Origin of the sequence: Micromonospora rhizosphaerae (assembly GCF_900091465.1) — a bacterium.
GTDB classification, from domain to species: domain Bacteria; phylum Actinomycetota; class Actinomycetes; order Mycobacteriales; family Micromonosporaceae; genus Micromonospora; species Micromonospora rhizosphaerae.
The window spans coordinates 316,770-338,211 of sequence record NZ_FMHV01000002.1 but is presented as its reverse complement, the minus strand read 5'-3'; the positions used below and the strand labels follow the sequence as shown (position 1 = coordinate 338,211).

Genomic DNA, 21,442 nt, shown 5'->3' with positions numbered 1-21,442 from the left:
GTCAGGAGAGGTTCTTGACCGCGGCCTCGACCTTGGTGCGGACCGAGTCCGGCAGCGGGGCGTAGCCGAGTTCGCTCAGCTGGGTCTGGCCCTCGCTGCTGGCGGCGTAGCCGAGCAGCCCCTTGACCAGCGGCAGCTTGTCGGCAGCCAGGCCCTTGCTGCAGACGATCTCGTAGGTCGCCAGGACGATCGGGTACGCCCCGGCCTCGGTGGTGTTGTAGTCGATCGACAGCTTCAGGTCGTCGCCCTGGCCCTCGACCTTGGCGCCGGCGATGGTCTTGCCGGCGGCCTCGCCGGTCAGCTCGGTGTACTCACCGGCACCGTTCTTGATCTTGGTCATCTTGAGGCCGGAGTTCTCGGCGAAGGACAGCTCCATGTAGCCGATCGAGCCGTCCGCGCCCTTGACCGCGCTGGCCACGCCGTCCGAGCCCTTGGCGCCGGTGCCGCCCGGAGCCTTCCAGGCCTTGCCCTTGTCGAAGGTCCAGTCCGCCTCGGCGGTCTTGGACAGGTACTTGGTGAAGTTGTCGGTGGTGCCGGACTCGTCCGAGCGGTGCACCGTCTGGATGGTGGTCGACGGCAGCTTGGCGTCCGGGTTGTCGGCCTTGATCGCCGCGTCGTCCCACTTGGTCACCTTGCCGGCGAAGATCTTCGCCAGGGTGGCCGGGCTGAGCTGGAGGTTGTCCACGCCGCTGACGTTGTAGGCGACCGCGATCGGGCCGATCACCATCGGCAGGTGGATGGCCTGGCCGCCGGAGCACTTGGCATCGGCCTGCGGCTGCTCCTCCGGCTTCAGCGCGGAGTCGGAGCCGGCGAAGTCGGCGGTGCCGGCGATGAAGGCCTGGATGCCCGCGCCCGAGCCGGAGGGCTCGTAGTTGATCGTCGTACCGGAGCACTTCTGCTGGTACGCCTTGATCCACTCGGCCATGGCGTTCTTCTGAGCGGAGGAGCCCTGCGCGTTCAGCGTGCCCTTGCCGCAGTCGACGGCGGCGGCCGAACCGGAGGCGGAGGTGCCGGTCGGCTCGTTGTTGTCCGAGCCGCAGGCGCTGAGACCGAGCACCGCGGTAAGAGCGAGGCAGGCGATGGCGCCGTGCCGCTGGAGCTTCACCTGAGGGGTTTCCCTTCACGTCTTTGGTCAGGTCGCCCGGATGGGCCCGGGTGCCGGCGCTGACCGGCTGAAACGAAAGTTAGGAGCCCCAGGTAGCCGGTTTGCCGGTCGGGAGTGAACGGCAGGTGAACAGGTGCGACCGGCCGGGTGGACATGGCCTGAGTAGAGGTTGTCCTTTTCGTGAACTCGCCGCCCGGTATCGCTAATAGTACGATTTTTCCGGGCGGTTGTGACTCTGCCGAGTCCGGCGCGTGATGCCCTCGTGACCGATGCGCGGGACGCGTCGGGTTGACGTCGCGGCCGTGGAGTCAGCCGAGCTGGTAGTGCACGTGCGCGGACCAGCGGGCGAAGCCGAGCCGTTCGTAGAGCGCCACCGCGCTGGTGTTGGACTCGTCGACGTAGAGCATCACCCGGTCCAGGCCCCGCCGGTCCCGCAGGTAGGCCAGTCCGGCCGCGGTCAGCGCCTTGCCGAGCCCGCCGCCGTGTGCCGCCGGGTCCACCCCGAGCACGTACACCTCGCCGATCCGGGCCGAGCCGGGGCGCTCGTGCACCTTGGTCCAGTGGAAGCCGAGCAGCCGGCCGGTCGCGGACTCGACGGCGAGCAGGAAGCCGGCCGGGTCGAACCACGGCTCGGCGAGACGTACCCGCAGGTCGGCCGGGGTCCAGCGGCCCTGTTCGGGGTGCTGCGCGAAGGCCCGGGCGTTGAGCGCCAGCCACGCCTCGTCGTCCTCGCCCGGCCGGAAGGCTCGTAGCTCCACCCCGTCGGCGAGGTGGGGCTCGGGCAGCGCGGCGGCCAGCGATCGGCGCAGCTGCCAGAGCACCCGGGCGCGGGCGAAGCCGAGGTCGACCGCCAGCGCGGCGGCCGACGGGTGGTCGCCGTGCGCCCAGGCGCGCAGCGGTCCGGCAGCCGCGGCCAGCACCCCGCGCGCCAGCGCCCGGCCGGTGCCGCGCCGCCGGTACGTCGGGTGCACCACCAGCTCCACGCCGATGCCGGTCGCGGCGTCGGTGGTGTCGAGGTGGGCGTAGCCGGTGAGCGTGTTGTCGGCCGCCCGGGCGGTCAGGTGCACGGCGGGGGCCTCGGGATCCCGCAGCCGCAGCAGCACGTGCTCGTCGAGCGGGTCGGCGCCGTCCGCGTCCCCGGCGATCCGGGCCAGCGCCAGCACCTCGGCGACCTCGACCGGCGCCAGCCGGTCGGCGCGGGCGACACGGTCGACGGTCGGCTCGGTGCTGCTCACCCCGTCACCGTAGCGGCCGGGGCGCGGCCGATCATGCCGGACGCGCGTACCCGTGGAGCGACACGCGTCACGGTGAGCGGCGCGGCCCGCCGCCGGGCCGGCCCCGGTGGCGCCCGTCCGCCGGAGCCGTCACGTGGTGCCGCTGGGCAGCGCCTCGAGCTGGAACCGGGCCAGTAGCGCCGGCAGGAGGCTCTGCAGCGCCTCGACGGTGCCCTGCCGGTCGCCGCCGGCGTCGTGCATCAGCACGATCGAGCCCGGCGCGATCCCGCCCAGCACCGCCGCGGTGATCATCGCAGCGCCGGGGGACTTCCAGTCCGACGGGTCGACGGCCCAGTGCAGCGGGGTCATCCCCAGCTCCTCGGAGACCGACACCACCGGGTCGGTCCAGGCCCCGCCGGGCTGCCGGAAGTAGGCGATCGCCGCGTTCGGCACCGCCGCCCGGATCGCGGCGTTGGTGCGGAGCAGGTCATCCCGGATCGCGTCCGGCGGGCGGCTGCCCAGGGTGACGTCATGGTGCCAGGAGTGGTTGCAGAGGGTGTGGCCGTCGGCGACGATCGCCTGGATGAGGTCCGGGTGGGACTGGACGTTCTCGCCGACCACGCAGAAGGTCGCCTTGACGCCGTGCTCGCGGAGCAGCGCGAGCACCTCCGGGGTGTACTGCGGGTCCGGCCCGTCGTCGAAGGTCAGCGCCACCCGGGGCGAGCCGGTGGACACCTGGGTGCCGAAGGGGCCGGCGGCATCCGCGTAGGTGCGCCGTCCGCCGGCCGGCGTCGGGCCCGAGGTGGAAGCTTCGGGGGATGCGGTGGGAGCCGCAGGGGATTCCGTGACGGTCGGCGGCTGATCGGCGTAGTCCGGTCGGGTGACGCTCGCCGGGACGCCGGTGCGCTCACTCGGCGGGTCGGGGACCAGGCTGCGACCGAGTCCGTACGCCGAGCCGAGCAGCGCGGCCAGCACCAGGATCACCGTCCCGGCCGCGCGGACCGTACCGCCCCGCATCAGAAGCCCCGACCGTTCGGCCCGCGGCACGGACCCGTCGTCGCCCCCGCGGTCACCGCACGCACCGTCGCCTCCCTTTTAGAGCAAACCCGGCACAAAGTGTAAAACCGGATCCGCCCTTAAAAGGGATGTGCAGGAATTAATCCCCCAAGAAGGGACAGTTGGGAGTTGCCGGTCAGACCGGCAGTGGAGCGGGCTCGGACTCCGGCAGCGAACGGGACGGGGGGACGACGAACTTGTAGCCGACCTGGCGCACGGTGCCGATCATCGACTCGTACTCCGAGCCGAGCTTGGCCCGCAGCCGCCGGACATGCACGTCCACCGTCCGGGTGCCGCCGAAGTAGTCGTAGCCCCAGACCTCGCGGAGCAGCTGGTCCCGGGTGAACACCCGGCCCGGGTGCTGGGCCAGGAACTTCAGCAGCTCGAACTCCTTGTAGGTGAGGTCGAGCGGGCGGCCCTTGAGCTTCGCCGCGTAGGTGTCCGGGTCGATGGTCAGCTCGCCGGCCCGGATCGAGCCGCTGGCGCCGGCGGTCGCGTTGCTGAGCCGGCCGACGGCCAGCCGCAGCCGGGCCTCCACCTCGGCGGGGCCCGCCCCGGCCAGGATGACGTCGTCCACGCCCCAGTCGGCGTTCAGCGCGATCAGGCCGGCCTCGGTTACCACCGCGACCAGTGGCACGCCGAGCCCGGTGGCGTGGAGCACTCGACAGGTCGCCCGGGCCTCGCTCAGCTCGGAGCGGGCGTCCACCAGGACCGCGTCCGGGCTCGGGCCGGCGACCAGCGTCCGGACGTCGCGTGGCGCGGTGCGGACCGAGTGCGGCAGCAGGTCGAGTGCCGGCAGTACCGCCGATGGTTCGCCTGCGCGTGCGGTCACCAGCAGCAGGATCTCCACACGATCACCTCCGTCCCGGCGGCCCTTCGGCCGCGCGCGACCAGCGGGACACCCATCGGCGGGGTGGCGCTGAGAACTTGCGTGGGTCCCGGCGTCGCTGACGGGCGGGTAACGGCTTGAGCGTAACCGATGGCCTGACCTTCACCTTTGCGTCTTTTCCCGTTTGTCTGATCTGCCCATGATCGCGGCCGAGGTTTTAACGTTGCCGAAACCGCGGCCTCCGCCGGAGCGGCCTGGTCTGGCACGATCGGATCGTGTTTTCCTCGACCTCGCCCGAGACCGGCCGCGACCCCTGGGCCGGCGATGCCCGTCCGGGGCCGGCCGACCCCTCCCGTGGCTATCCGCCGGGCCCGCGTACCGGCCCGGCCGCCGACGACGGCGGGGACCGGCGGGACCGGCGTGGGCCGCGTCGGCTCCGCAAGGGCGGGCCGGGTTGGCGGCCAGACGACGAGCCCGCCGACGACGCCCCCGTGGAGGAGGTGCCGGCGGTTCCGGTACGCCGACCGCTGGCGCTCACCGTCGCCGGCTTCGCCGCGCTGCTGGGCGTCGGCCTGGTGCTCGGCGCACAGACCGCCGGGCCCGGGCACCGGCTGCCGTTCGCGTTCATCATCTTCGGCGTCCAACTGCTCTTCGTGCTGGCCTGGACGATGGCCATGCGGCCGCCCGCGCTGCTGCTGGTCGCCCTGGTCAGCGCCGGCGTCGCCGCGGCCGCCGACGCCGCCGCCGTGCGCTCCGACATCGCCGGGCTGGCCCCGCTCGGGTACGTGGCCGTCGGCGGCTTCGTCCTCGGCGTGCTCGGCCAGCTGGTCCGTCGGGTCGACCGGGTCCGGGTGACCGACTCGCTCGGCAGCACCCTGCTCATCGTGGTGGGCGTCGTCGCGTTCGGCACACTGATCGTGCTGAGCCGTATCCCGGCCGGCACCCAGGCCATCACCATCTGCCTGGGTGCCACGGCCGTCGCGCTCACCGTGGCCCGCCTGACCGACGCGGTTGCGCCGTGGCCCCGGCTCGCCCCGCAGGTGCCGCGCGGCGCGGCCGGCGTGGTCGCCGGCGCGATGATCGGCACGCTGACCAGCGCGGTGCTCGGCAGTTACCTGGTCGGGTTCACGCCGACCAGCGCGGCGCTGATCGGCCTGGTCACCGCCGCCACGGCCGTGCTCGCCGACCTCGCCGTCGGATACGCGGAGGCGGGCCGGCTGATGGCCGGCGAGCCGCCGACCATGTGGATCGCCCGGCACATGCAGGGGCCGCTGGGCGGCTTCGCGCTCGCCGCACCCGCCGCCTACGCCATGTGCGTGCTCTTCCTCTGAGCGGGCGATTGGGGAATCGACGCCTCGGGTAAGTACGGTTGCGCCGGGAGGCAGCGACCGGCAGCGAGGACAGGAGGCGGCGTGGCAGAAGCGTACCCGGCGTACGAGGAGCGGCCCCGGCGACGCGGGCGGAAGGTGCTGATCGGCCTCGTCGTCCTGCTGCTGATCCTGGGCGGGCTGCTGGTCGCCGCCGACCGGGTGGCGGCCGGGGTGGCCGAGCGGGCCATCGCCGACCAGGTGAAGCAGGAGGTCGCCAAGAAGAACGCGCAGTCCGCGCCGCCGCAGGTCGACATCGGCGGCTTCCCGTTCCTCACCCAGGTGCTCGCCGGGAAGTACGAGCGCATCTCGATCGTGCTGAAGGACGTGCAGGGCCCGGTGCAGGGTGGCACGGTCAGTGTCCCGCAGCTCGACGTGGACGCCCGCAACGTGAAGGCCTCGCTGGACACCATCCGGTCCGGCCAGGGCGACGTGGTCGCCGAGAGCGTCGACGGCACCGGCACGATCACCTACGACAGCCTGGCCAAGCTACTCGGCCGGCCGGGGCTCACCCTCGGCGAGCGGGACGGCAAGCTGGTGGTCAATGCCCCGGTGGACATCCTGGGCGCCAAGCTGACGGTCACCGGCACCGCCGACGTGACCGTGGCGAAGGGCAAGGTGGCGCTGCGCTTCAACGACCTGAACGCCGAGGGGCTGCCGAACCTCCCGATGGCCCGGACGCTGCTGGCCAACTACGCCAAGAGCATCTCGATCGACGTGCCCCTGCCGGAGCTGCCGTTCCAGCTCAACGTCCGCAAGGTCGAGCCGCGGCCCGAAGGGCTGACGGTGACCGCCGACGCCCGGAACGTACCCATCAACGCGGCCGGCTGACCGGCCCCGCCATCCGTGCTCACGGCCCGACCCGGTCGGGCCGTCGGCCTGCCCGGGTCGGGCCGCGCGTCCCGGATGCTGGTCGATCCGGTGGCGGGTCCGGGAGCGGCTGGTAGGCTCCGTGCCCATGGGGACGCTCCTCACCAAACGGCGCGCGGTCGACCTGTGCCGCGTGGCCACCTGCCTGTGTCGCCCTGTCATCTGACGGCGGGGCTGTCCTCGGCCGCCTAGCGGCCATCCCGGCACGCAGGGTCCGCGTACCCTCCGGTGCTCCTTTGATCGCCCGGCAGCGGCGCCGTCGCACGAACCCGTGATCCGTTCCTAGCTCTGGGTCCCGCGCGTGGTGCGACAATCATCTACTTCGATCTCCGCGCGCTGGCTCACCATCCATCCTCACCAGGGAGTGATCTGATGAGTCGCGACACCGCACTCGTCTCGGCCGAGTGGGCCGAGAAGAACATCGACGGCCCGGGCGTCGTCTTCGTCGAGGTCGACGAGGACACCTCGGCCTACGACACCGGCCACATCGCCGGTGCGATCAAGCTCGACTGGCGGACCGACCTCCAGGACCCGGTCCGGCGGGACTTCGTCAACAAGAGTCAGTTCGAGGCGCTGCTCTCCGAACGCGGCATCGCCAACGACGACACCGTGATCCTGTACGGCGGCAACAACAACTGGTTCGCCGCGTACGCGTACTGGTACTTCAAGCTCTACGGCCACCGGGACGTCAAGCTGCTCGACGGCGGCCGCAAGAAGTGGGAGCTGGACGCCCGTCCGCTGGTCACCGACGCCGTGTCCCGCCCGAGGACCGAGTACGTCGCGCAGGAGCCGGACACCTCGATCCGCGCGTTCCGCGACGAGGTGGTCGCCGCGATCGGCACCAAGAACCTGGTCGATGTGCGTAGCCCCGACGAGTACGCCGGCCGGCTGCTCGCCCCCGCCCACCTGCCGCAGGAGCAGGCGCAGCGGGCAGGCCACGTGCCGACCGCGATCAGCGTGCCGTGGTCCAAGGCGGCCAACGAGGACGGCACCTTCAAGTCCGACGACGCGCTGCGCAAGATCTACGCGGCCGCCGGCCTGGACGACAGCAAGGAGACCATCGCGTACTGCCGGATCGGTGAGCGCTCCTCGCACACCTGGTTCGTGCTTCAGGAGCTGCTCGGCCACGCCAACGTGAAGAACTACGACGGATCCTGGACCGAGTACGGCTCGCTGGTCGGCGTTCCGGTGGCGCTCGGCGATGAGCCGGGGGAGGCCTGAGCCATGACTGCTCCCGCTGCTCCCACCGCCGCTGGCTGCGCCGCTCCGGACCAGGCCGCGCCGCTGCCGGCCAGCCTGGACCTGGAGAAGGAGACCGTCATCACCGGCGTCGTCCGCTCCGAGGCGGGCGAGGCCGTGCCCGGCGCGTACGTCCGACTGCTCGACTCCACCGGCGAATTCACCGCCGAGGTGGTCACCTCCCCGGCCGGCCAGTTCCGGTTCTTCGCCGCGCCGGGCAGCTGGACCCTGCGGGCGCTCTCCCGACACGGCAACGGCGACGTCGCCGTGACCGCCGCCCGCGGCATCAACGAGGTGGCCGTGACCGTCGCCAGCTGACCCACGCTCTGATTCCGTGGCCCGTCGTCCCCACCGGGGCGGCGGGCCACGTGCCGTTCCGGTGGCGCCGCCGGGGGCGTCGCCACCGCGTGACACGATGGCGCGGTGAACGCTGTCCCGGCGGGGTACGCCCCACCGACCGGTCCCGACCGGCCCGCGCCCGGCCGGCGGTGGCTGCGCTGGCTGCTGGCCGCGACCGTGGCGTGGGCGGTGCTGCTCGCCGTGCTCACCTGGAACTCCGTCCGCGACGACCCGCCGACGGTCCGCGAGCAGCGCACCCTGGCCGAGGCCGGGCCGGTGGTCGACCGGGCGGTCGGCGAGTTGCTGGCCGCCGTCGGCGACGGTGGCGTGGCGACGCTCGCCCCGGACCGCATCGGGCAAGGCTGCCGGATCACCCCGTTGACGGATGGGGCCGCCCTGGAACGCCGGGTGGATGTTCGCGTCGCCGGCGACGACGTGCGCGGGCTGCTCCAGCGCGTGGCCGACCGACTGCCGGCGAGCTGGCGGGCCGGGGTCTCGGTGACCAGCGAGGGGCCGGTGCTGCGCGCCGATGCGGGCGAGTTCGTCACGGTCGAGGGCCGGTCCACCGGCCCGGGGCGGGTGCGGCTCACCGCCGACACCGGCTGCCGGCCGATCGGCTCCGGCTACCGTGCCCCGCAGGCGCGGGCCGGAGCGGAGGCGACGGCGGTCGCCGAGGCGCTGCGCGCGCTCGGCGGGCCGGCCGGGCTGACCCCCGCACTATCCGCCGCGCCCTGCCCCAGTGGCGGCCGCGTCGCCCACACCGCCCGGGCCACCACCGGGGCCGGGCCGAAGCCTCTGGCCACCGCACTCGCCCCGGTCGCCGCCGGCGCCGTCGTCCTGGACACCGTCGACGCGTACGCCTATCGTCGCGGCCCCGTCACCGTCCTCGCCGAGCGCACCGGCGACCAGATCCATGTCACGGCCACCACCCCCTGCACCCCCTGACCCCCAGCCCTCACTCACCCACGCCCCACCTCTCGTTGATCATGAGGTTGTTGTCCCTCCCCGCGGCGTGTCGTGACGACAACTTCATGATCACGAGGGGGAGGTGAAGGGGGAAGGCGGCGCCGGGGCGGGTCAGTGGGCGCCATGCTGCTCGTGGGGCGTGCGGCTGCGGCCGAGGGCGTCGACCCGGCCCCAGCGGCCCGGTATGTCGAGCAGCTCGACCCGGCCCATCCGATCCGGCACCGCGGGGTCGATGATCAGGTGCTCACCCTGCGGATCGAGGCCGAGCATCACCCGGAGCAGCAACAGCGGCGTGCCCGCGGACCAGGCCTGCGGACTGCACGCGGTCGGGTACTGCACCGGATAGTCGGTGAGGTCACTCTCGTATCCGGCGAACGCCTCGGGCAGCCGCCCTTCGAAGTACCAGGAGGCGCCGATGATCGCATCGCAGATCCGACCGGCCTCCTCGCGAAAACCGTACCTCCAGAGCCCCCAGGCGATGATCGAGTTGTCGAACGGCCATACCGTCCCGACGTGGTAGCCGATCGGGTTGTACCGCCCCTGGTCGTCGGCGAGGGTACGTATCCCCCAACCGGAGAAGAGCCGCGGCCCGAGCAGGTGCTGGACGACCAGACCCGCGCGTGCTTCGTCGACGATCCCGCTCCACAGCAGGTGCCCCATGTTGGAGGACAGGGCGTCGACGTGTCGGCCCTCGGGGTCCAGCGCTTGGGCGTAGTACTCCCGCTCGGGGATCCAGAACTCCCGGTTGAACCGCTCCTTGAGCGCGGCCGCTTCGCGTTCCAGCCGCTCGGCGTACGCGGGATCGTTCCAGAATGTCCGGGCCAGTCGTGCGCCCCGCCGCTTCGCGTCGTAGGCGTACCCCTGCAGCTCACAGGTGGCGAGGGGATACTCCGGCAGCCGGCCGTCCCGGTAGGAGACGGAGTCCCAGGAGTCCTTCCAGCACTGGTTCTTCAGGCCGGTCTCCGGGTTGCGGGTCTGGTACCAGATGTACCCGGTGCCGAGCAGGTCCCCGTACGTGTCGATCCAGTTCAGCGCGGCCCGGGCCGGGAACTCCAACTGCCGCACCAGCGCGGCGTCGCCGGTCCACCGCTCGTACTCGTCGAGCAGGATCACGAAGAGCGGCGTGGAGTCGGCCGAGCCGTAGTACGGGGAGTGCGGCTGCTCCTCGAAGCCCGTGGTCTCGCCGTATCGAAGCTCGTGCAGGATCTTGCCGGGCTCCTCGTCCCGGAAGTCGTCCAGCCGGCTGCCCTGCAGGGCAGCCAACATCAGGATGGTGGGCGGGACCAGGTCCGGCAGGAAGGGCAGCGCCTGCAGCGAGGTGAAGATGCTGTCCCGGCCGAAGAGGGTCATGAACCAGGGCAGACCGGCGGCGAGCAGCCGCACGCCGAGCGCGATCGACTCGTACCTGAGTGCCGCCAGGTCGTTCAGGCTGCGCCGGTACGCCGTGGAGACCGACTGGCAGTCGCAGCTGAGCTTCGGCGCCTGGTTGATGAGTTCGTCCTGCTCGGCGTGGATCGCCGCGGCCGTGCGGTGGCCGCCGAGTGGCAGGGTGGCGCGGATGTCCTCGCCCCGCGCGCCGTAGATGACCGCCGCGACGTGCAGCCGGGTCGTCCACTCCCCGTGCGGGCCGATCCGGAGCCGGAAGGTCATGCCGGACTCGTCGATCTCACCGGGCGCGCTCGTGCTGATCACCGTCTCCCGGTGGAAGCCCCCTCGGCGGTAGGTGAGCCGGAGCTCGTTCTCCCCCGCCGTCGGAGTGGTCCGGCCCTTCTTGTGCCGCTGGTGCTTGATCTCGAAGAGGTCGGCAAAGTCGGCGCCGATGTCCAGCCGGAGGGTGAACTCGGCCTCCTGGACCGAGTGGTTGAGGACGGTCAGTTCCTCCTCAAAACTGGCGCCGATCGAACGGCTGCGGATCACCGAGACCTTGGCGTCGAGGTAGTGCGTCGGCTCGCCCGGCACCAGGAAGTACCGGGTCTGGTACGACTGGGCGTCGTCGATGGAGAGGGCCTGCAGCCGTTCCCCGTTCAGGGTGAGCAGCCAGGTGGAGATGAAGCGGGTGTCGAACGAGAAGAGCCCGGTCGGGAAGTCGAAGGACGGCTCGATGTTTCCCCGCTGGTCGCTGACCAGGAAGGTGTTGCCGTCCAGGATGCTGACCCGCTCCTTCATCGCGCCCGTCCGGCCTGCGCCCGGGCTGTCGCCCGGGGGTCCCGGGTGCCCGGCGGATCGGGGAAGAAGCGTCGGAAGGCGAGGAAGAGCACCACGTTGCCGCTGAAGGTGGCCTCGTTCCGGAACACGGCGGCGATGCCCTGCGCCTCGCCGATGATCAGCCGCTCGAAGAGGTCGACGCTGCTGGTCCAGGTCGCGTCGGCCGGCCGGCGTTCGCGGCTGACCTGGACCGAGCCCGGCCGCAGCTCGATCAGCCAGTGCTCGGTGCGGTTGCCCGTGGCCAGGTCGATCTGGAGGGTCCCGGCGGTCGGGGTGCGGAGCACCGCCGGGGCGCGCGCCGGTAGCGACGCGAAGAACCGCTCGACCGCCTCACTCACATCCGAATCGTAGGCAGTGGCCCGACATGTCGGGTAAGTATCGGCACTCGAAGCAGAACGGGCATGCCGCGCGGCGGCGGAGGGGCGGCCTCAGTAGACCAGCGCTTGCGCGCCCTCGGCCATCGCCTCCTCGACGAAGACCGCCGCGCCGGCGATCCGTACGCCGGGGATGACGTCGTCCGCGCCGATGTCCCGGCGGGCGGCGCACTGCGTGCAGGCGGTGACTTTGCCGGTGGCCAGGATCACGTGCAGCAGCTCGGCCAGCGGCGCGGAGTGCGGCAGCTCGAAATCCTGAGCCCGGCCGGGGAGCGCGAACCAGGTGGACTCACCGGTCAGCCAGAGCGACACGTCGACCCCGGCGGCCGCCGCGGTGGCGGCGACGGTGAAGGCCTGGGCGCACCGCTCCGGTGCGTCGGCGCCGGCGGTTGCCTTGACGACGAGAGTGCGGGCCATGGCGCCCAGCATAGGATGACCGGGATGGTTACCGAGATCGGGTTCGTCAGCCTGCTGGTCGCCGGCCTGGGTGCGCTCGCCGGTGGCCTGGTCTACCTTGCCGTACGCATGTCGAGGGGTAATTGGTGAGCGACGAGAATCCGCTGCAGCCGCCGTGGCTCAACGCGCCGCCGGTCGACCCGTACCCGTACGAGGAGAGCCACGACCTGCGCGTCGGTCCCAAGCTGCACCCGAGCCTGGACGGCCTGCTGCCGTACATCGGGGTGTGGCGCGGCCGCGGCCGGGGCGGTTTCCCGAGCGTCGAGGACTTCGACTTCGCCCAGGAGATCCGGATCAGCCACGACGGCCGGCCGTTCCTGTTCTACGAGTCCCGGGCGTGGATCCTCGACGAGCAGAGCCGGCCGGTCCGCGCGGCCGGGCGTGAGGTCGGCTGGTGGCGCCCGGTCTTCGACGGCGAGCGGGTCACCGACGAGCTGGAAGCCCTGATGACCACGCCCACCGGCGTGATGGAGCTGTACATCGGCAAGCGCCGGGGCACCCAGATCGAGTTCGCCACCGACGCGGTGCTGCGCACCGCGACGGCCAAGGAGGTCACGGCTGGCGCGCGCCTCTTCGGCATCGTCGAGGGCGCGCTGCTCTACGCCCAGGAGATGGCCGCCATGGGTCACCCCCTGAGCCCGCACCTCTCCGCCCGCCTGATCCGCGTCGGCGGCTGAGGCCCCGGCCTCACGGGACGGGGAAGCCCAGCAGGGACTGCAGGTCGGGGGTCCGCAGGGACTGCGCTCGGGGGTAGCCGTCGAGGGAGCGGACCTCGACCAGGCCGCGGACCGACGAGGTGAGCCAGACGCCGTCGGCGGCGCGCAGCTCGGCGGGGGTGACCATCCGTTCGGCGGCGGTGAGGCCGAGCTCGCCGGCGTGGTCCAGGAGCCACCGGGCGGTGACCCCGGGCAGGATGCCGGTCGCCGCGGCCGGCACCGTGCAGAGCGTCGAGCCGGCCAGCCAGACCACGCTGGCGCTCGGCCCCTCCAGCACGTACTCGTCGGTGGAGACCCAGAGCACGTCGGCCACGCCGTTGCGGGTCGCCCAGCGCCGGGCGGCGCTGCTGGCCCCGTAGGAGGTGGACTTGATCCCGGCGGGCAGCCAGTCCAGGCCGGGACGGGCCTTGGCGGGCACGCCGAGGGAGAGGGTGGCGACGCTCACCCCGTCCCGGCGGGCCTGCTGGGACTCCGCCGGCACCTGGCCGAGCGTGGCGTAGACGGTCGGCGGCCCGCCGCCCTCCGGCCCCCGGGTGCAGACCAGCCGCAGCGCCCCCTCCACCTCGGCGGGCCAGCCGGCGCGGACCGTGTCGAGCAGCTCGACCAGGGTGCCGTCGGGCGGTAGCACCAGCTCCACCGCGGCCGCGCCGGCCCGCAGCCGGGCCAGGTGCGCCTCGATCAGCCAGGGTTGGCCGTCGCGCAGGTGCATGGTCTCGAACAGGCCGTCGCCGCGCAGCACGCCCAGGTCGTCGCCGCGCAGCACCGGCTCCCCGGGCGGTACGACACCCCGCCCGAGCACGGCCATCCGCGATGCCACCATGACCGCCGAGCTTAGTGGCGTACGACATCGGCGGCCGGCCCGGCGCGGCGGCCGAACTATGATCGGACGGTGTCCGAATCCTCCCTCGCGGAACTGCTCCGCTCCCGCGGGCTGCGGCTGACGGCGCAGCGGCAGCTGGTGCTGCAGGCGGTGCTGGAGCTGGGGCACGCCACGCCGGAGCAGGTGCACTCGGCGGTCCGGGAGGTCGCCGCCGGGGTCAACATCACCACCATCTACCGGACGCTGGAGCTGCTGGAACGCCTCGGCCTGGTGACCCACACCCACCTCTCGCACGGCTCGCCGACCTACCACGCGGCCGGCGAGCACCAGCACGTCCACCTGGTCTGCCGGGAGTGCGGCGCGATCGACGAGATCGATCCGGAGCTGCTCCGCCCACTCGCCGACCAGCTGGCCGGGCAGCGGGGGTTCCAGGTCGACATCGGGCACGTGGCCCTCTTCGGGGTCTGCGGCCAGTGCGAGAACGGGGAAGAGAAATGATCGACATCACGGGCGCGGTGGCCGCCGAGGCGATCGACGAGGAGACCCGGGACCAGCCCGAGCCCGCGCACCGGGCGGCCGGCGTGCGCGGGGTGGCCGCCCACTACGGCGACCCGATGCGCGAGCAGCGCACCCTCGCCACCGCCGTCGGCCTGGTCGACCGGTCACACCGGGGCGTGGTGGCGGTGCCCGGCGAGGAGCGGATCGGCTGGCTGCACACCCTCACCAGCCAGCACCTCGCCGCGCTCACCGCCGACCAGGGCACCGAGCTGCTGGTGCTCTCCCCGCACGGGCACATCGAGCAGCACGCCATGGTCGTCGAGGACGGCGTGACCACCTGGCTGGACACCGAGCCGGGCGCCACCGAGGGCCTCCTGTCGTACCTGGAGAAGATGCGCTTCTTCAGCCGGGTCGACCCGCGCGACGCCACCGCCGACCACGCCCTGCTCTCCCTGGTCGGGCCGGAGGCCACCGGCGCGCTCGACACGCTCGGCGTCGGCGGGCTCGCCGAGCCGGAATTGGTCGCGGTGCCGGGTCCGAAGTTCCGCTCCGGCGAGGTCCCGCAGCGGCCGAGCATCGTGTACGACGTCAAGCCGCTGCCGATCGGCGGCTGGGCCCGGCGGGTGCCGCTCGGCGTGGATTTGCTGGTGCCCCGGGAGGCGATGACGCAGGTGGTGGACGAGCTGCGCGGCGCGGGGGTGCCGGTGGCCGGGCTGTGGGCGTACGAGGCGGTCCGGGTGGCCGCCCGGCGGGCCCGGGTCGGAGTGGACACCGACCACCGGACCATCCCGGCCGAGGTGGACCTGATCGCCCCGGCCGTGCACCTCGACAAGGGCTGCTACCGCGGGCAGGAGACGGTGGCCCGGGTGCACAACCTGGGCAGGCCGCCGCGTCGCCTCGTACTGCTGCACCTGGACGGGATGACCACCGACCAGCCGCTCGCCGCCGGTACGCCGGTGACCCTCGACGGCCGGGCGGTCGGCTTCGTCGGCACCGCCGTGCACCACTACGAGCTGGGCCAGATCGCCCTCGCGGTGGTGAAGCGCAACGTTCCCGACGACGCCCGCCTGCTGATCGGCGAGACGGCCGCGGCCATCGACCGGGGCTGAGCGGGGCGTCTAGGATCGCCGGCATGACGACAGGGACGTTGATCACGGTTGCCCCCACCGGCGCGGAGTCGGCCAAGGCGGAGGTGCCGGCGCTGCCGGTGACCCTCGACGAGTTGCTGCTGACCGCCAAGGAGTGCGAGGCGCTCGGCGCCGCCGTGATCCACGTCCACATCCGCGACGACGAGGCCAGGCCGACCCTCGACCAGGGCCGGCTGCGCGAGACCGTGGCCGCGCTGCGGGAGGGCACCGACCTGATCGTGCAGCTCTCCTCCGGCGGCGCGGTGACCGACCCGGAGGCGGACCGGCTCGCCGTGCTCGACGCCGGGCCCGACATGGCCTCCTGCACCATGGGCACGGTCAACTTCGGCGACGACGTCTTCCTCAACCGCTGGGAGTTCATCGTCGACCTGCACACCCGGATGCAGGAGCGCGGCATCGTGCCCGAGTACGAGATCTTCGAGCTGGGCCACCTGACCTCGCTTCAGCGCCTGCTCGGGAAGTACGGGCTGCCGCACGGCGGGCACGTGCACGTCGACTTCGTGATGGGCGTCCCGGGCGCCATGCCGGGCACCACCGAGACCCTTGTCGCGGCCCGGCAGATGCTGCGCGACCTGCCGGAGGGGACCACCTTCTCGGCCACCGGCATCGGCCGCACGACCATCCCGGTGATGCTGGCCTCGCTGTCGGCCGGCGGGCACCTGCGGGTCGGTTTGGAGGACACCATCACCTACGCCAAGGGTCGGCCGGTGGAGTCCAACATGCAGCTGGTCGCCCGCGCGGTCGGCTTCGCCCAGCTCGCCCAGCGTCCGCCGCTGACCACCGCCGAGGCCCGCCAGCTCCTCGGCCGGTAAGGCCGGCCCGGCTCGCCACTCCTGTACGCCCGCGGCTGACGCCGCTGGTCACCCCGGTGCCGGGCCCGTCGGGGGCGTCGGTACCGTCCACCCCGTGGGAAAGACGTACGAGGGCGGCGTGCCGCTCGCCGAGGTGGTTCGCTCCGGTTTCGTGGAGGGGCTGCACCGCGGCTCGGTGGTGGTGCTGGACGCGAGCGGCTCGACGCTGGCCGGAGCCGGGGACGTGAGCTCCCCGATCTTCCCCCGCTCGTCCAACAAGCCCATGCAGGCCATCGGGATGCTCCGCGCCGGGCTGCCGCTGACCGATCCGGCGGACATCGCGCTGGTCTCGGCGAGCCACGCCGGCGAGGAGTTCCACCTGGCCAGGGTCGCCGCGCTGCTCCGCGGCGCCGGGCTGGACGAGTCGGCCCTGCACTGCCCGCCCGACCTGCCGGTCGGCGAGGCGGCCCGGGAGGCGGTGCTGCGGGCCGGCGGTGGCCCCACGCGCACCCAGATGAACTGCTCCGGCAAGCACACCGGAATGCTGCTGACCTGTCTCGCCAACGGCTGGCCGCTGGACGGGTACTGGCGGCCCGAGCACCCGCTCCAGCAGCGGTTGCGGGCCGCGATCGAGGAGTTCACCGGCGAGGAGGTGGCGGCGATCGGGGTGGACGGCTGCGGCGCCCCGGTGCTCGCCGTCTCGCTCACCGGGCTGGCCCGGGCCTACCTGCGGCTGGTCTCGGCGGAGCCCGGCACCGTCGAGCGGACCGTGGCCGACGCGATGCGGGCGTACCCGGAGCTGGTGGGCGGCACGCGGGCCGACGACACCCGGCTCATGCGGGGAGTCCCGGGTGCCCTGGCCAAGGTCGGGGCCGAGGGGGTCATCGCGGCCGCCGTCCCCGGCGTCGGCGCGGTCGCCGTCAAGATCGACGACGGAGCCGGCCGCGCCCGGATGCCGGTGCTGGTCGCCGCGCTGCGCCGGCTCGGCCTCGACGCCCCGGTGCTGACCGAGTACGCCGAGTTGCCGCTGCTCGGCGGCGGCCTGCCGGTGGGCGCGGTCCGCGCGGTCTGGTGACCCGTCGCGCCTCAGGCAGCCACCCGCTCAGCGTCGATCCGCGCCGACGGCCCGCCGGCGGGTAACGGGCTGTCCTGCCGGGTGGTTCAGCGGAGGAAGTCGAGCAGGGCGGCGTTGACCGGCTCCGGGCGTTCCAGTGGGAGCAGGTGGGCGGCGTCCGGCACGTCCGGCAGGCGCACCGCGCCGGGCACCTCGGCCGCGATCCGGTCGGCGAGCCGGGCGATGTCCGGTACGTCCGCCACGCCGGCCCCGACCAGCACCGGCACCCGCAGCTCGCCGAGCCGCTCGATCGCCGGCGGGTCGAGCTCGGCCACCTCGACAGCGCTGAGCGCCTGCTCGGCGGCGAGGGCCCGCCGGTCCATCTCCTCGGCGAACCGGACCAGCTCAGGGTCCACGTCTTCAGGCCGGCGGGCCGGGCCGACCACCCAGAACCGCACCTCGGCGGCGGCGCTCGCCGCGAAGTCCTCCGGGTCCACCTCGCCGATCAGGGCCTCCCAGAGCCGCTCGGTCTCCTCCGACCACTCGTTGCCGGACACGGGGCTGCCGAAGAGCGCCAGCGCGGAGATCCGCTCCGGATGGGCCAGCGCGGTGTCCACCGCGACCGCGCCGCCGAACGAGCAGCCGACCAGGGCGGCCCGCTCGATGTCGAGGGCGTCCAGCAATCCCGCCACGTCGTCATGGTGGGCGAACGGGGCCGGCGGCAGCTCGGAGTCTCCGTAGCCGCGCAGGTCGAGGGCGATGACCCGGTGGCGCGCGGCGAGCGCTGGCAGCTGTTCCCGCCACATTCGCCGGTCGGCGATGCCGGCGTGCAGCAGGATCACCGGCGAGCCGCTGCCCGCCTCGTCGTACGCGAGCATCGCGCCGTTCACTTCGATCTTGGTCACGCCAGGACGGTACGTACCGGACACCCGACGCGCAACAGGCTATCTGAGACGTTGCTAACTCCGGTTAGCGTTTTGCTTGCAGTAGCTAGCAGGCCGGGGTTAGCGTCGAATCATGGCCACCAGCAAGGACCTTCCCGACGTCGGCGGGTTCATTCGCGATCTGCGCCGCAACGCGAAGATCTCGCTGCGGCAGCTCGCCGAGCAGGCCGGCGTCAGTAACCCGTACCTCAGCCAGATCGAGCGCGGCCTGCGCAAGCCGAGCGCCGAGGTGCTCCAGCAGCTGGCCAGCGCCCTCCGGGTCTCCACTCCGGCGATGTACCTGCGCGCCGGGCTGCTCGACGACAAGGAGGGGCAGGGCGTGCTCGCGGCGATCGCCGTCGACTCCGAGCTGACGATGGCGCAGAAGCAGTCGCTCACCCAGATCTACGAGACGTTCCGCCGGGAGAACGCGCGGCTCGCCGAGGCGACCGCTGCGGCCAACGCCGCCACCGAGCCGGCCCCGACGCCCGCCGAGGCGCCGGAGGCCCCCGTCACGCCGGCCGCGACCGGCCCCACGACGCCGGACGGCACCCCGACCGAGGCGGTCCTCGAGTCGGTCGCCGTCACCGAGGCGGGCCCCGCGCCCGCCCCGACCACCGCCGACCCCGAGAAGAAGACCGCGCCGAAGGCGGTCCGGACGGCCGCCGGTGCGGCCGAAGAGGAGAAGTGATGACCCAGCCGAAGACCAACCGCATCCCCGCCCCGCTCTACGCCGCCGCCGGCGCCGGTGAGCTGGCCCTCCAGCAGCTGCGCAAGCTCCCCGCCGTGGTCACCGACCTCGGCACCAAGGTCGTCGCCGACCTCGGCGGTAAGGCCGTCGTCACCGGCTTCGAGCTGCGCCAGAAGGCCACCGAGACGCTGAAGACCGCCAACCTCACCGCGACCGGGCTGCGGGAGAAGGCCGTTTCGGCCGAGTTCGACCGGGACAAGTTCCGCGGGGCCGCCTCCCGCAACGCCTCCGTTCTGCTGGCCGGAGCGCAGGCCGCCCAGGAGCGCGCCGTGGCCACCGCGCACGCCGCTCAGGAGCGGGCCCTGGCCGCGTACGCCGAGCTGGTCGCCCGCGGTGAGCGGGTGGTCGGGGCCGGCGTGCTCGAGGCCGCTGACACGGTGAACGCCGACATCGAGGCGACCGGGGCCGACACGACCGGCAAGCCTGGGGCGACCCCGACTGCCGCCCCGGCCGAGGTGCCGACCCCGGCCGACGTGGCCGAGGCCGCCGACGTCAAGCCGGCCGCCGCGAAGACCCCGCGGACCCGAGCCACCAAGGCCACCGGGGCGAAGGCCGCCGCCGCCACCCCGTCCGCGAAGCTGCCGAAGACCACCAAGCGGACCCGCCCGGCCGCCGAGTAAGTAATTGCACCGGTACGACCCCGGAGGCGTCCTGTCGGACGTTTCCGGGGTCGTCGGCATATGCTGGCCGTCATGGCCCACGCCGCGCCGATCTTCGTGTTCACAGTCACCGCTGTGATCGAGCTGATCCTGCTCGTCTTCGCCCTGGTCATCGAGGGCATCTCGCTCGTGCACGCCATCACCCAGCGCGGCGACGCGTTCTCCGCCATCGGCACCCTGCCCAAGGGCGGCTGGATCGCCATTCTCGCGATCTGCATGGTGCTCACCCTCCTGTTCGGCTTCGGGCCGACCAGCCTCTTCGGACTGATCGGCATCGCGGCTGCCCTCATCTACCTGCTGGACGTCCGGCCCGGTCTGCGCGACCTGCACGACGGCAAAGGCTTCTGGTGAGGGGTTTCCGCTGGCCCCCGCCGCCGGACGGTGGTCCCCGCACCTGGGGTCCCGGCCCGGGAGCGCCCCGCACCGGCCGACCCGCGCTCCCCGAGCCGGAGACCGAGCTGGTCACCACCCCGCACGGCGTACGGCTGGAGCGGCTGGTCACCGGCGCCGGTGACCCGGTCACCGTCTTCGCGCACGGGCTCGGCAACGGGATCGCCACCACCCGCCCGTTCGGCAGCGCGGTCACCGGTCGCAAGATCTTCTTCCAGTTCCGCGGGCACGGTCGCTCCGACTCGCCGCCCGGTCCGTGGAGCTACCTCGACCTGGCCCGGGACCTGCGGGCCATCGCCGACCTCGGTGGCGCCACCCGGGCCTTCGGCGTCAGCCTCGGCGCCGGTGCCCTCTGCCGGCTGCTGGTGGAGAGCCCGGACCGCTTCGACCGGCTGGTCTTCTTCCTGCCCGCGGTGCTGGACAAGCCGCGCGGCGCGGCGGCTCGGGAACGGCTGACCGACCTGCTCGACGCGGTGGAGAGCGGCGACGCCTCCGCCGTCGCCGAGGTCGTGTCGATGGAGCTGCCGGCCGCCGTGCGCAACACGCCGGCCGGCTGGGCGTACCTGCGGCAGCGGCTCGACCAGCTGCTCCGGGACGGGCTCGCCCCCGGGCTGGCCAGCCTGCCCGAGCAGGCGCCGCTGCGGGACGCCGCCGCGCTCGCCTCGGTCACCGCGCCGGCGCTGGTGATCGGCTGCGCCGGCGACGACCTGCACCCGGCGGCGGTCGCCGAGGCGCTCGCCGCCGCGCTGCCGAATGCCACCCTGCACGTGTACGACCGCCCGGGCGTGCTCTGGTCGGAACGCGCCGACCTGCGGGAGCGGATCTCGTCCTTCCTCAACGGGTAACGTCGCCTGTCATGGGCGTCACACATCACGGCCGTACGCACCGACTCGACCTCGCCGACCCCACCCTGCGGGAGTGGGAGTGCACGGTGCTGGCGGCCGATCCCGAACAGGGCATCGTGCTGGACCGGTCGGCCTTCTACCCGGGCGGCGGTGGACAGCCGCCGGACCACGGGGTGCTGCTCTGGCAGGGGGTGCAGACCCGGATCGTGGGCACCCGCAAGGGCGACGACCTCTACCTGATCCCCGCCGAGGGTGATCCGCTGCCGCCGGCCGGCACCACGGTCACCGGCGCCGTCGAGGACGACCGGCGGACCCGGCTGATGCGTACCCACTCCGGGCTGCACGTCCTCTGCGGGGTGGTGTTCCGCGACTTCGGCGCGCTGGTCACCGGTGGCAACATGGAGCCCGGTGACGCCCGGATGGACTTCAACCTCCCCGAGGTGCCGCCGGACTTCAAGAGCCGGATCGAGGAGCTGGTCAACGCCGAGGTGGCCGCGGACCGGGCGGTCGCGGTCCGGGTCCTGCCCCGGGCCGAGGCGCTGGCCCTGCCGGACATCATCCGTACCCAGTCCAACCTGATCCCGCCGGACGAGCAGGAGGTCCGGATCGTCGACATCGTCGGGCTGGACGTGCAGGCCGACGGCGGCACGCACGTCGCCTCGACCGCCCAGATCGGCAAGGTCCAGGTGGTCAAGGTGGAGAGCAAGGGCCGCGCCAACCGCCGGGTCCGGGTCAGGCTGGTCGACTGACGTGGCTCGGGAGGTCGCCGACCGGGGCAGCGTGCACACCACCATGGCCGACCCGGAGGGCAACGAGTTCGACGTGCA

Annotated in this window: 26 protein-coding genes; 17 read left to right on the top strand and 9 right to left on the bottom strand. The window is 73.0% G+C overall.

The window, feature by feature from the left end:
- Nucleotide 1: 1 nt before the first annotated feature.
- From pstS to GA0070624_RS01685, 4 genes are all read right to left on the bottom strand, one after another.
- Nucleotides 2–1,105, bottom strand: coding sequence for a phosphate ABC transporter substrate-binding protein PstS (gene pstS, locus GA0070624_RS01700; RefSeq protein ID WP_091336012.1), 1,104 nt, complete (start codon nucleotides 1,103–1,105; stop codon nucleotides 2–4).
- 308 nt (nucleotides 1,106–1,413) lie between these two features.
- Entirely contained in the window at nucleotides 1,414–2,340 is a 927-nt protein-coding gene (mshD, locus tag GA0070624_RS01695; protein WP_091336010.1) for a mycothiol synthase, read from the bottom strand.
- Nucleotides 2,341–2,469: 129 nt separating this feature from the next.
- Nucleotides 2,470–3,336 carry a polysaccharide deacetylase family protein gene (locus GA0070624_RS01690; protein ID WP_091347931.1) on the bottom strand — a complete coding sequence of 289 codons (867 nt, stop codon included), beginning with the start codon at nucleotides 3,334–3,336 and terminating at the stop codon, nucleotides 2,470–2,472.
- A gap of 175 nt (nucleotides 3,337–3,511) precedes the next feature.
- Nucleotides 3,512–4,225, bottom strand: coding sequence for a winged helix-turn-helix transcriptional regulator (locus GA0070624_RS01685; RefSeq protein ID WP_091336008.1), 714 nt, complete (start codon nucleotides 4,223–4,225; stop codon nucleotides 3,512–3,514).
- A 254-nt stretch (nucleotides 4,226–4,479) separates the two neighbouring features.
- On the opposite strand from GA0070624_RS01685, the gene GA0070624_RS01680 reads away from it, so the two are divergent.
- The 6 genes from GA0070624_RS01680 (at nucleotide 4,480) to GA0070624_RS01660 (ending at nucleotide 8,964) form a co-directional block, all read left to right on the top strand.
- Complete coding sequence (locus GA0070624_RS01680) at nucleotides 4,480–5,535, top strand: hypothetical protein (protein ID WP_091336006.1); 1,056 nt, start codon at nucleotides 4,480–4,482, stop codon at nucleotides 5,533–5,535.
- 81 nt (nucleotides 5,536–5,616) lie between these two features.
- Complete coding sequence (locus GA0070624_RS01675) at nucleotides 5,617–6,402, top strand: LmeA family phospholipid-binding protein (protein WP_091336004.1); 786 nt, start codon at nucleotides 5,617–5,619, stop codon at nucleotides 6,400–6,402.
- A 127-nt stretch (nucleotides 6,403–6,529) separates the two neighbouring features.
- The gene (locus GA0070624_RS36705) at nucleotides 6,530–6,607 is read left to right on the top strand and encodes an Ms5788A family Cys-rich leader peptide (protein WP_311202345.1); all 78 of its coding nucleotides are present in this window, start codon (nucleotides 6,530–6,532) and stop codon (nucleotides 6,605–6,607) included.
- 206 nt (nucleotides 6,608–6,813) lie between these two features.
- Complete coding sequence (locus GA0070624_RS01670; RefSeq protein WP_091336001.1) at nucleotides 6,814–7,662, top strand: sulfurtransferase; 849 nt, start codon at nucleotides 6,814–6,816, stop codon at nucleotides 7,660–7,662.
- A 3-nt stretch (nucleotides 7,663–7,665) separates the two neighbouring features.
- Nucleotides 7,666–7,998, top strand: coding sequence for a DUF1416 domain-containing protein (locus tag GA0070624_RS01665; RefSeq protein ID WP_091335999.1), 333 nt, complete (start codon nucleotides 7,666–7,668; stop codon nucleotides 7,996–7,998).
- A 105-nt stretch (nucleotides 7,999–8,103) separates the two neighbouring features.
- Nucleotides 8,104–8,964: a hypothetical protein gene (locus GA0070624_RS01660; protein ID WP_091335997.1), complete on the top strand. Its 861-nt coding sequence runs from the start codon at nucleotides 8,104–8,106 to the stop codon at nucleotides 8,962–8,964.
- A gap of 132 nt (nucleotides 8,965–9,096) precedes the next feature.
- Here the strand turns inward: GA0070624_RS01660 and GA0070624_RS01655 are convergent, their stop codons facing one another.
- The 3 genes from GA0070624_RS01655 to GA0070624_RS01645 all read right to left on the bottom strand — a co-directional run bounded on the left by GA0070624_RS01655 (nucleotide 9,097) and on the right by GA0070624_RS01645 (nucleotide 11,993).
- Nucleotides 9,097–11,151: an amylo-alpha-1,6-glucosidase gene (locus tag GA0070624_RS01655; RefSeq protein WP_091335996.1), complete on the bottom strand. Its 2,055-nt coding sequence runs from the start codon at nucleotides 11,149–11,151 to the stop codon at nucleotides 9,097–9,099.
- Nucleotides 11,148–11,528: an SCP2 sterol-binding domain-containing protein gene (locus GA0070624_RS01650; protein WP_091335995.1), complete on the bottom strand. Its 381-nt coding sequence runs from the start codon at nucleotides 11,526–11,528 to the stop codon at nucleotides 11,148–11,150. The genes GA0070624_RS01655 and GA0070624_RS01650 overlap by 4 nt, the downstream gene beginning before the upstream one ends.
- A gap of 90 nt (nucleotides 11,529–11,618) precedes the next feature.
- A complete protein-coding gene (locus tag GA0070624_RS01645) occupies nucleotides 11,619–11,993 on the bottom strand; it encodes a DsrE family protein (RefSeq protein WP_091335993.1) in 375 nt (124 codons plus the stop codon).
- 12 nt (nucleotides 11,994–12,005) lie between these two features.
- Here GA0070624_RS01645 and mtfM point away from each other — a divergent pair, with 12 nt between their 5' ends.
- Both mtfM and GA0070624_RS01640 read left to right on the top strand, forming a co-directional pair.
- The gene (mtfM, locus tag GA0070624_RS36310) at nucleotides 12,006–12,110 is read left to right on the top strand and encodes a small membrane protein MtfM (protein ID WP_281180942.1); all 105 of its coding nucleotides are present in this window, start codon (nucleotides 12,006–12,008) and stop codon (nucleotides 12,108–12,110) included.
- The gene (locus tag GA0070624_RS01640; RefSeq protein ID WP_091335991.1) at nucleotides 12,107–12,697 is read left to right on the top strand and encodes a heme-binding beta-barrel domain-containing protein; all 591 of its coding nucleotides are present in this window, start codon (nucleotides 12,107–12,109) and stop codon (nucleotides 12,695–12,697) included. Before mtfM ends, GA0070624_RS01640 begins: the two co-directional genes overlap by 4 nt.
- A gap of 10 nt (nucleotides 12,698–12,707) precedes the next feature.
- Here the strand turns inward: GA0070624_RS01640 and GA0070624_RS01635 are convergent, their stop codons facing one another.
- Complete coding sequence (locus tag GA0070624_RS01635) at nucleotides 12,708–13,556, bottom strand: aminotransferase class IV (protein ID WP_091335989.1); 849 nt, start codon at nucleotides 13,554–13,556, stop codon at nucleotides 12,708–12,710.
- A gap of 69 nt (nucleotides 13,557–13,625) precedes the next feature.
- Here GA0070624_RS01635 and GA0070624_RS01630 point away from each other — a divergent pair, with 69 nt between their 5' ends.
- From GA0070624_RS01630 to GA0070624_RS01615, 4 genes are all read left to right on the top strand, one after another.
- On the top strand, nucleotides 13,626–14,054 hold the full coding sequence (locus tag GA0070624_RS01630) for a Fur family transcriptional regulator (protein ID WP_091335987.1): 429 nt from the start codon (nucleotides 13,626–13,628) through the stop codon (nucleotides 14,052–14,054).
- Nucleotides 14,051–15,163, top strand: a complete 1,113-nt coding sequence (gene ygfZ, locus GA0070624_RS01625; RefSeq protein ID WP_091335985.1) for a CAF17-like 4Fe-4S cluster assembly/insertion protein YgfZ — start codon at nucleotides 14,051–14,053, stop codon at nucleotides 15,161–15,163. The genes GA0070624_RS01630 and ygfZ overlap by 4 nt, the downstream gene beginning before the upstream one ends.
- Nucleotides 15,164–15,186: 23 nt before the next feature.
- Nucleotides 15,187–16,014 carry a beta-keto acid cleavage family enzyme gene (locus GA0070624_RS01620; protein ID WP_091335983.1) on the top strand — a complete coding sequence of 276 codons (828 nt, stop codon included), beginning with the start codon at nucleotides 15,187–15,189 and terminating at the stop codon, nucleotides 16,012–16,014.
- A 94-nt stretch (nucleotides 16,015–16,108) separates the two neighbouring features.
- Nucleotides 16,109–17,068, top strand: coding sequence for an asparaginase (locus tag GA0070624_RS01615; protein ID WP_091335981.1), 960 nt, complete (start codon nucleotides 16,109–16,111; stop codon nucleotides 17,066–17,068).
- Nucleotides 17,069–17,154: 86 nt separating this feature from the next.
- Here GA0070624_RS01615 and GA0070624_RS01610 read toward each other — a convergent pair whose 3' ends face one another.
- Nucleotides 17,155–17,952 carry an alpha/beta fold hydrolase gene (locus GA0070624_RS01610; RefSeq protein ID WP_245718620.1) on the bottom strand — a complete coding sequence of 266 codons (798 nt, stop codon included), beginning with the start codon at nucleotides 17,950–17,952 and terminating at the stop codon, nucleotides 17,155–17,157.
- A gap of 112 nt (nucleotides 17,953–18,064) precedes the next feature.
- On the opposite strand from GA0070624_RS01610, the gene GA0070624_RS01605 reads away from it, so the two are divergent.
- From GA0070624_RS01605 to GA0070624_RS01585, 5 genes are all read left to right on the top strand, one after another.
- On the top strand, nucleotides 18,065–18,661 hold the full coding sequence (locus GA0070624_RS01605; RefSeq protein WP_091335979.1) for a helix-turn-helix domain-containing protein: 597 nt from the start codon (nucleotides 18,065–18,067) through the stop codon (nucleotides 18,659–18,661).
- Nucleotides 18,658–19,341 carry a hypothetical protein gene (locus tag GA0070624_RS01600; RefSeq protein WP_091335977.1) on the top strand — a complete coding sequence of 228 codons (684 nt, stop codon included), beginning with the start codon at nucleotides 18,658–18,660 and terminating at the stop codon, nucleotides 19,339–19,341. Before GA0070624_RS01605 ends, GA0070624_RS01600 begins: the two co-directional genes overlap by 4 nt.
- 72 nt (nucleotides 19,342–19,413) lie before the next feature.
- Nucleotides 19,414–19,731: a DUF2516 family protein gene (locus tag GA0070624_RS01595; protein WP_091347925.1), complete on the top strand. Its 318-nt coding sequence runs from the start codon at nucleotides 19,414–19,416 to the stop codon at nucleotides 19,729–19,731.
- On the top strand, nucleotides 19,728–20,615 hold the full coding sequence (locus GA0070624_RS01590; protein ID WP_091335975.1) for an alpha/beta fold hydrolase: 888 nt from the start codon (nucleotides 19,728–19,730) through the stop codon (nucleotides 20,613–20,615). Before GA0070624_RS01595 ends, GA0070624_RS01590 begins: the two co-directional genes overlap by 4 nt.
- Nucleotides 20,616–20,626: 11 nt before the next feature.
- Entirely contained in the window at nucleotides 20,627–21,364 is a 738-nt protein-coding gene (locus GA0070624_RS01585) for an alanyl-tRNA editing protein (RefSeq protein WP_091335973.1), read from the top strand.
- Nucleotides 21,365–21,442 lie beyond the last annotated feature (78 nt).

Coding starts and splice junctions, on each gene's coding strand:
- GA0070624_RS01690 (WP_091347931.1), bottom strand. CDS start 3,336: ATGCGGGGCGGTACGGTCCGCGCGGCCGGGACGGTGATCCTGGTGCTG.
- GA0070624_RS36705 (WP_311202345.1), top strand. CDS start 6,530: ATGGGGACGCTCCTCACCAAACGGCGCGCGGTCGACCTGTGCCGCGTG.
- GA0070624_RS01670 (WP_091336001.1), top strand. CDS start 6,814: ATGAGTCGCGACACCGCACTCGTCTCGGCCGAGTGGGCCGAGAAGAAC.
- GA0070624_RS01665 (WP_091335999.1), top strand. CDS start 7,666: ATGACTGCTCCCGCTGCTCCCACCGCCGCTGGCTGCGCCGCTCCGGAC.
- GA0070624_RS01655 (WP_091335996.1), bottom strand. CDS start 11,151: ATGAAGGAGCGGGTCAGCATCCTGGACGGCAACACCTTCCTGGTCAGC.
- GA0070624_RS01645 (WP_091335993.1), bottom strand. CDS start 11,993: ATGCTGGGCGCCATGGCCCGCACTCTCGTCGTCAAGGCAACCGCCGGC.
- mtfM (WP_281180942.1), top strand. CDS start 12,006: ATGGTTACCGAGATCGGGTTCGTCAGCCTGCTGGTCGCCGGCCTGGGT.
- GA0070624_RS01635 (WP_091335989.1), bottom strand. CDS start 13,556: ATGGTGGCATCGCGGATGGCCGTGCTCGGGCGGGGTGTCGTACCGCCC.
- ygfZ (WP_091335985.1), top strand. CDS start 14,051: ATGATCGACATCACGGGCGCGGTGGCCGCCGAGGCGATCGACGAGGAG.
- GA0070624_RS01620 (WP_091335983.1), top strand. CDS start 15,187: ATGACGACAGGGACGTTGATCACGGTTGCCCCCACCGGCGCGGAGTCG.
- GA0070624_RS01605 (WP_091335979.1), top strand. CDS start 18,065: ATGGCCACCAGCAAGGACCTTCCCGACGTCGGCGGGTTCATTCGCGAT.
- GA0070624_RS01595 (WP_091347925.1), top strand. CDS start 19,414: ATGGCCCACGCCGCGCCGATCTTCGTGTTCACAGTCACCGCTGTGATC.
- GA0070624_RS01585 (WP_091335973.1), top strand. CDS start 20,627: ATGGGCGTCACACATCACGGCCGTACGCACCGACTCGACCTCGCCGAC.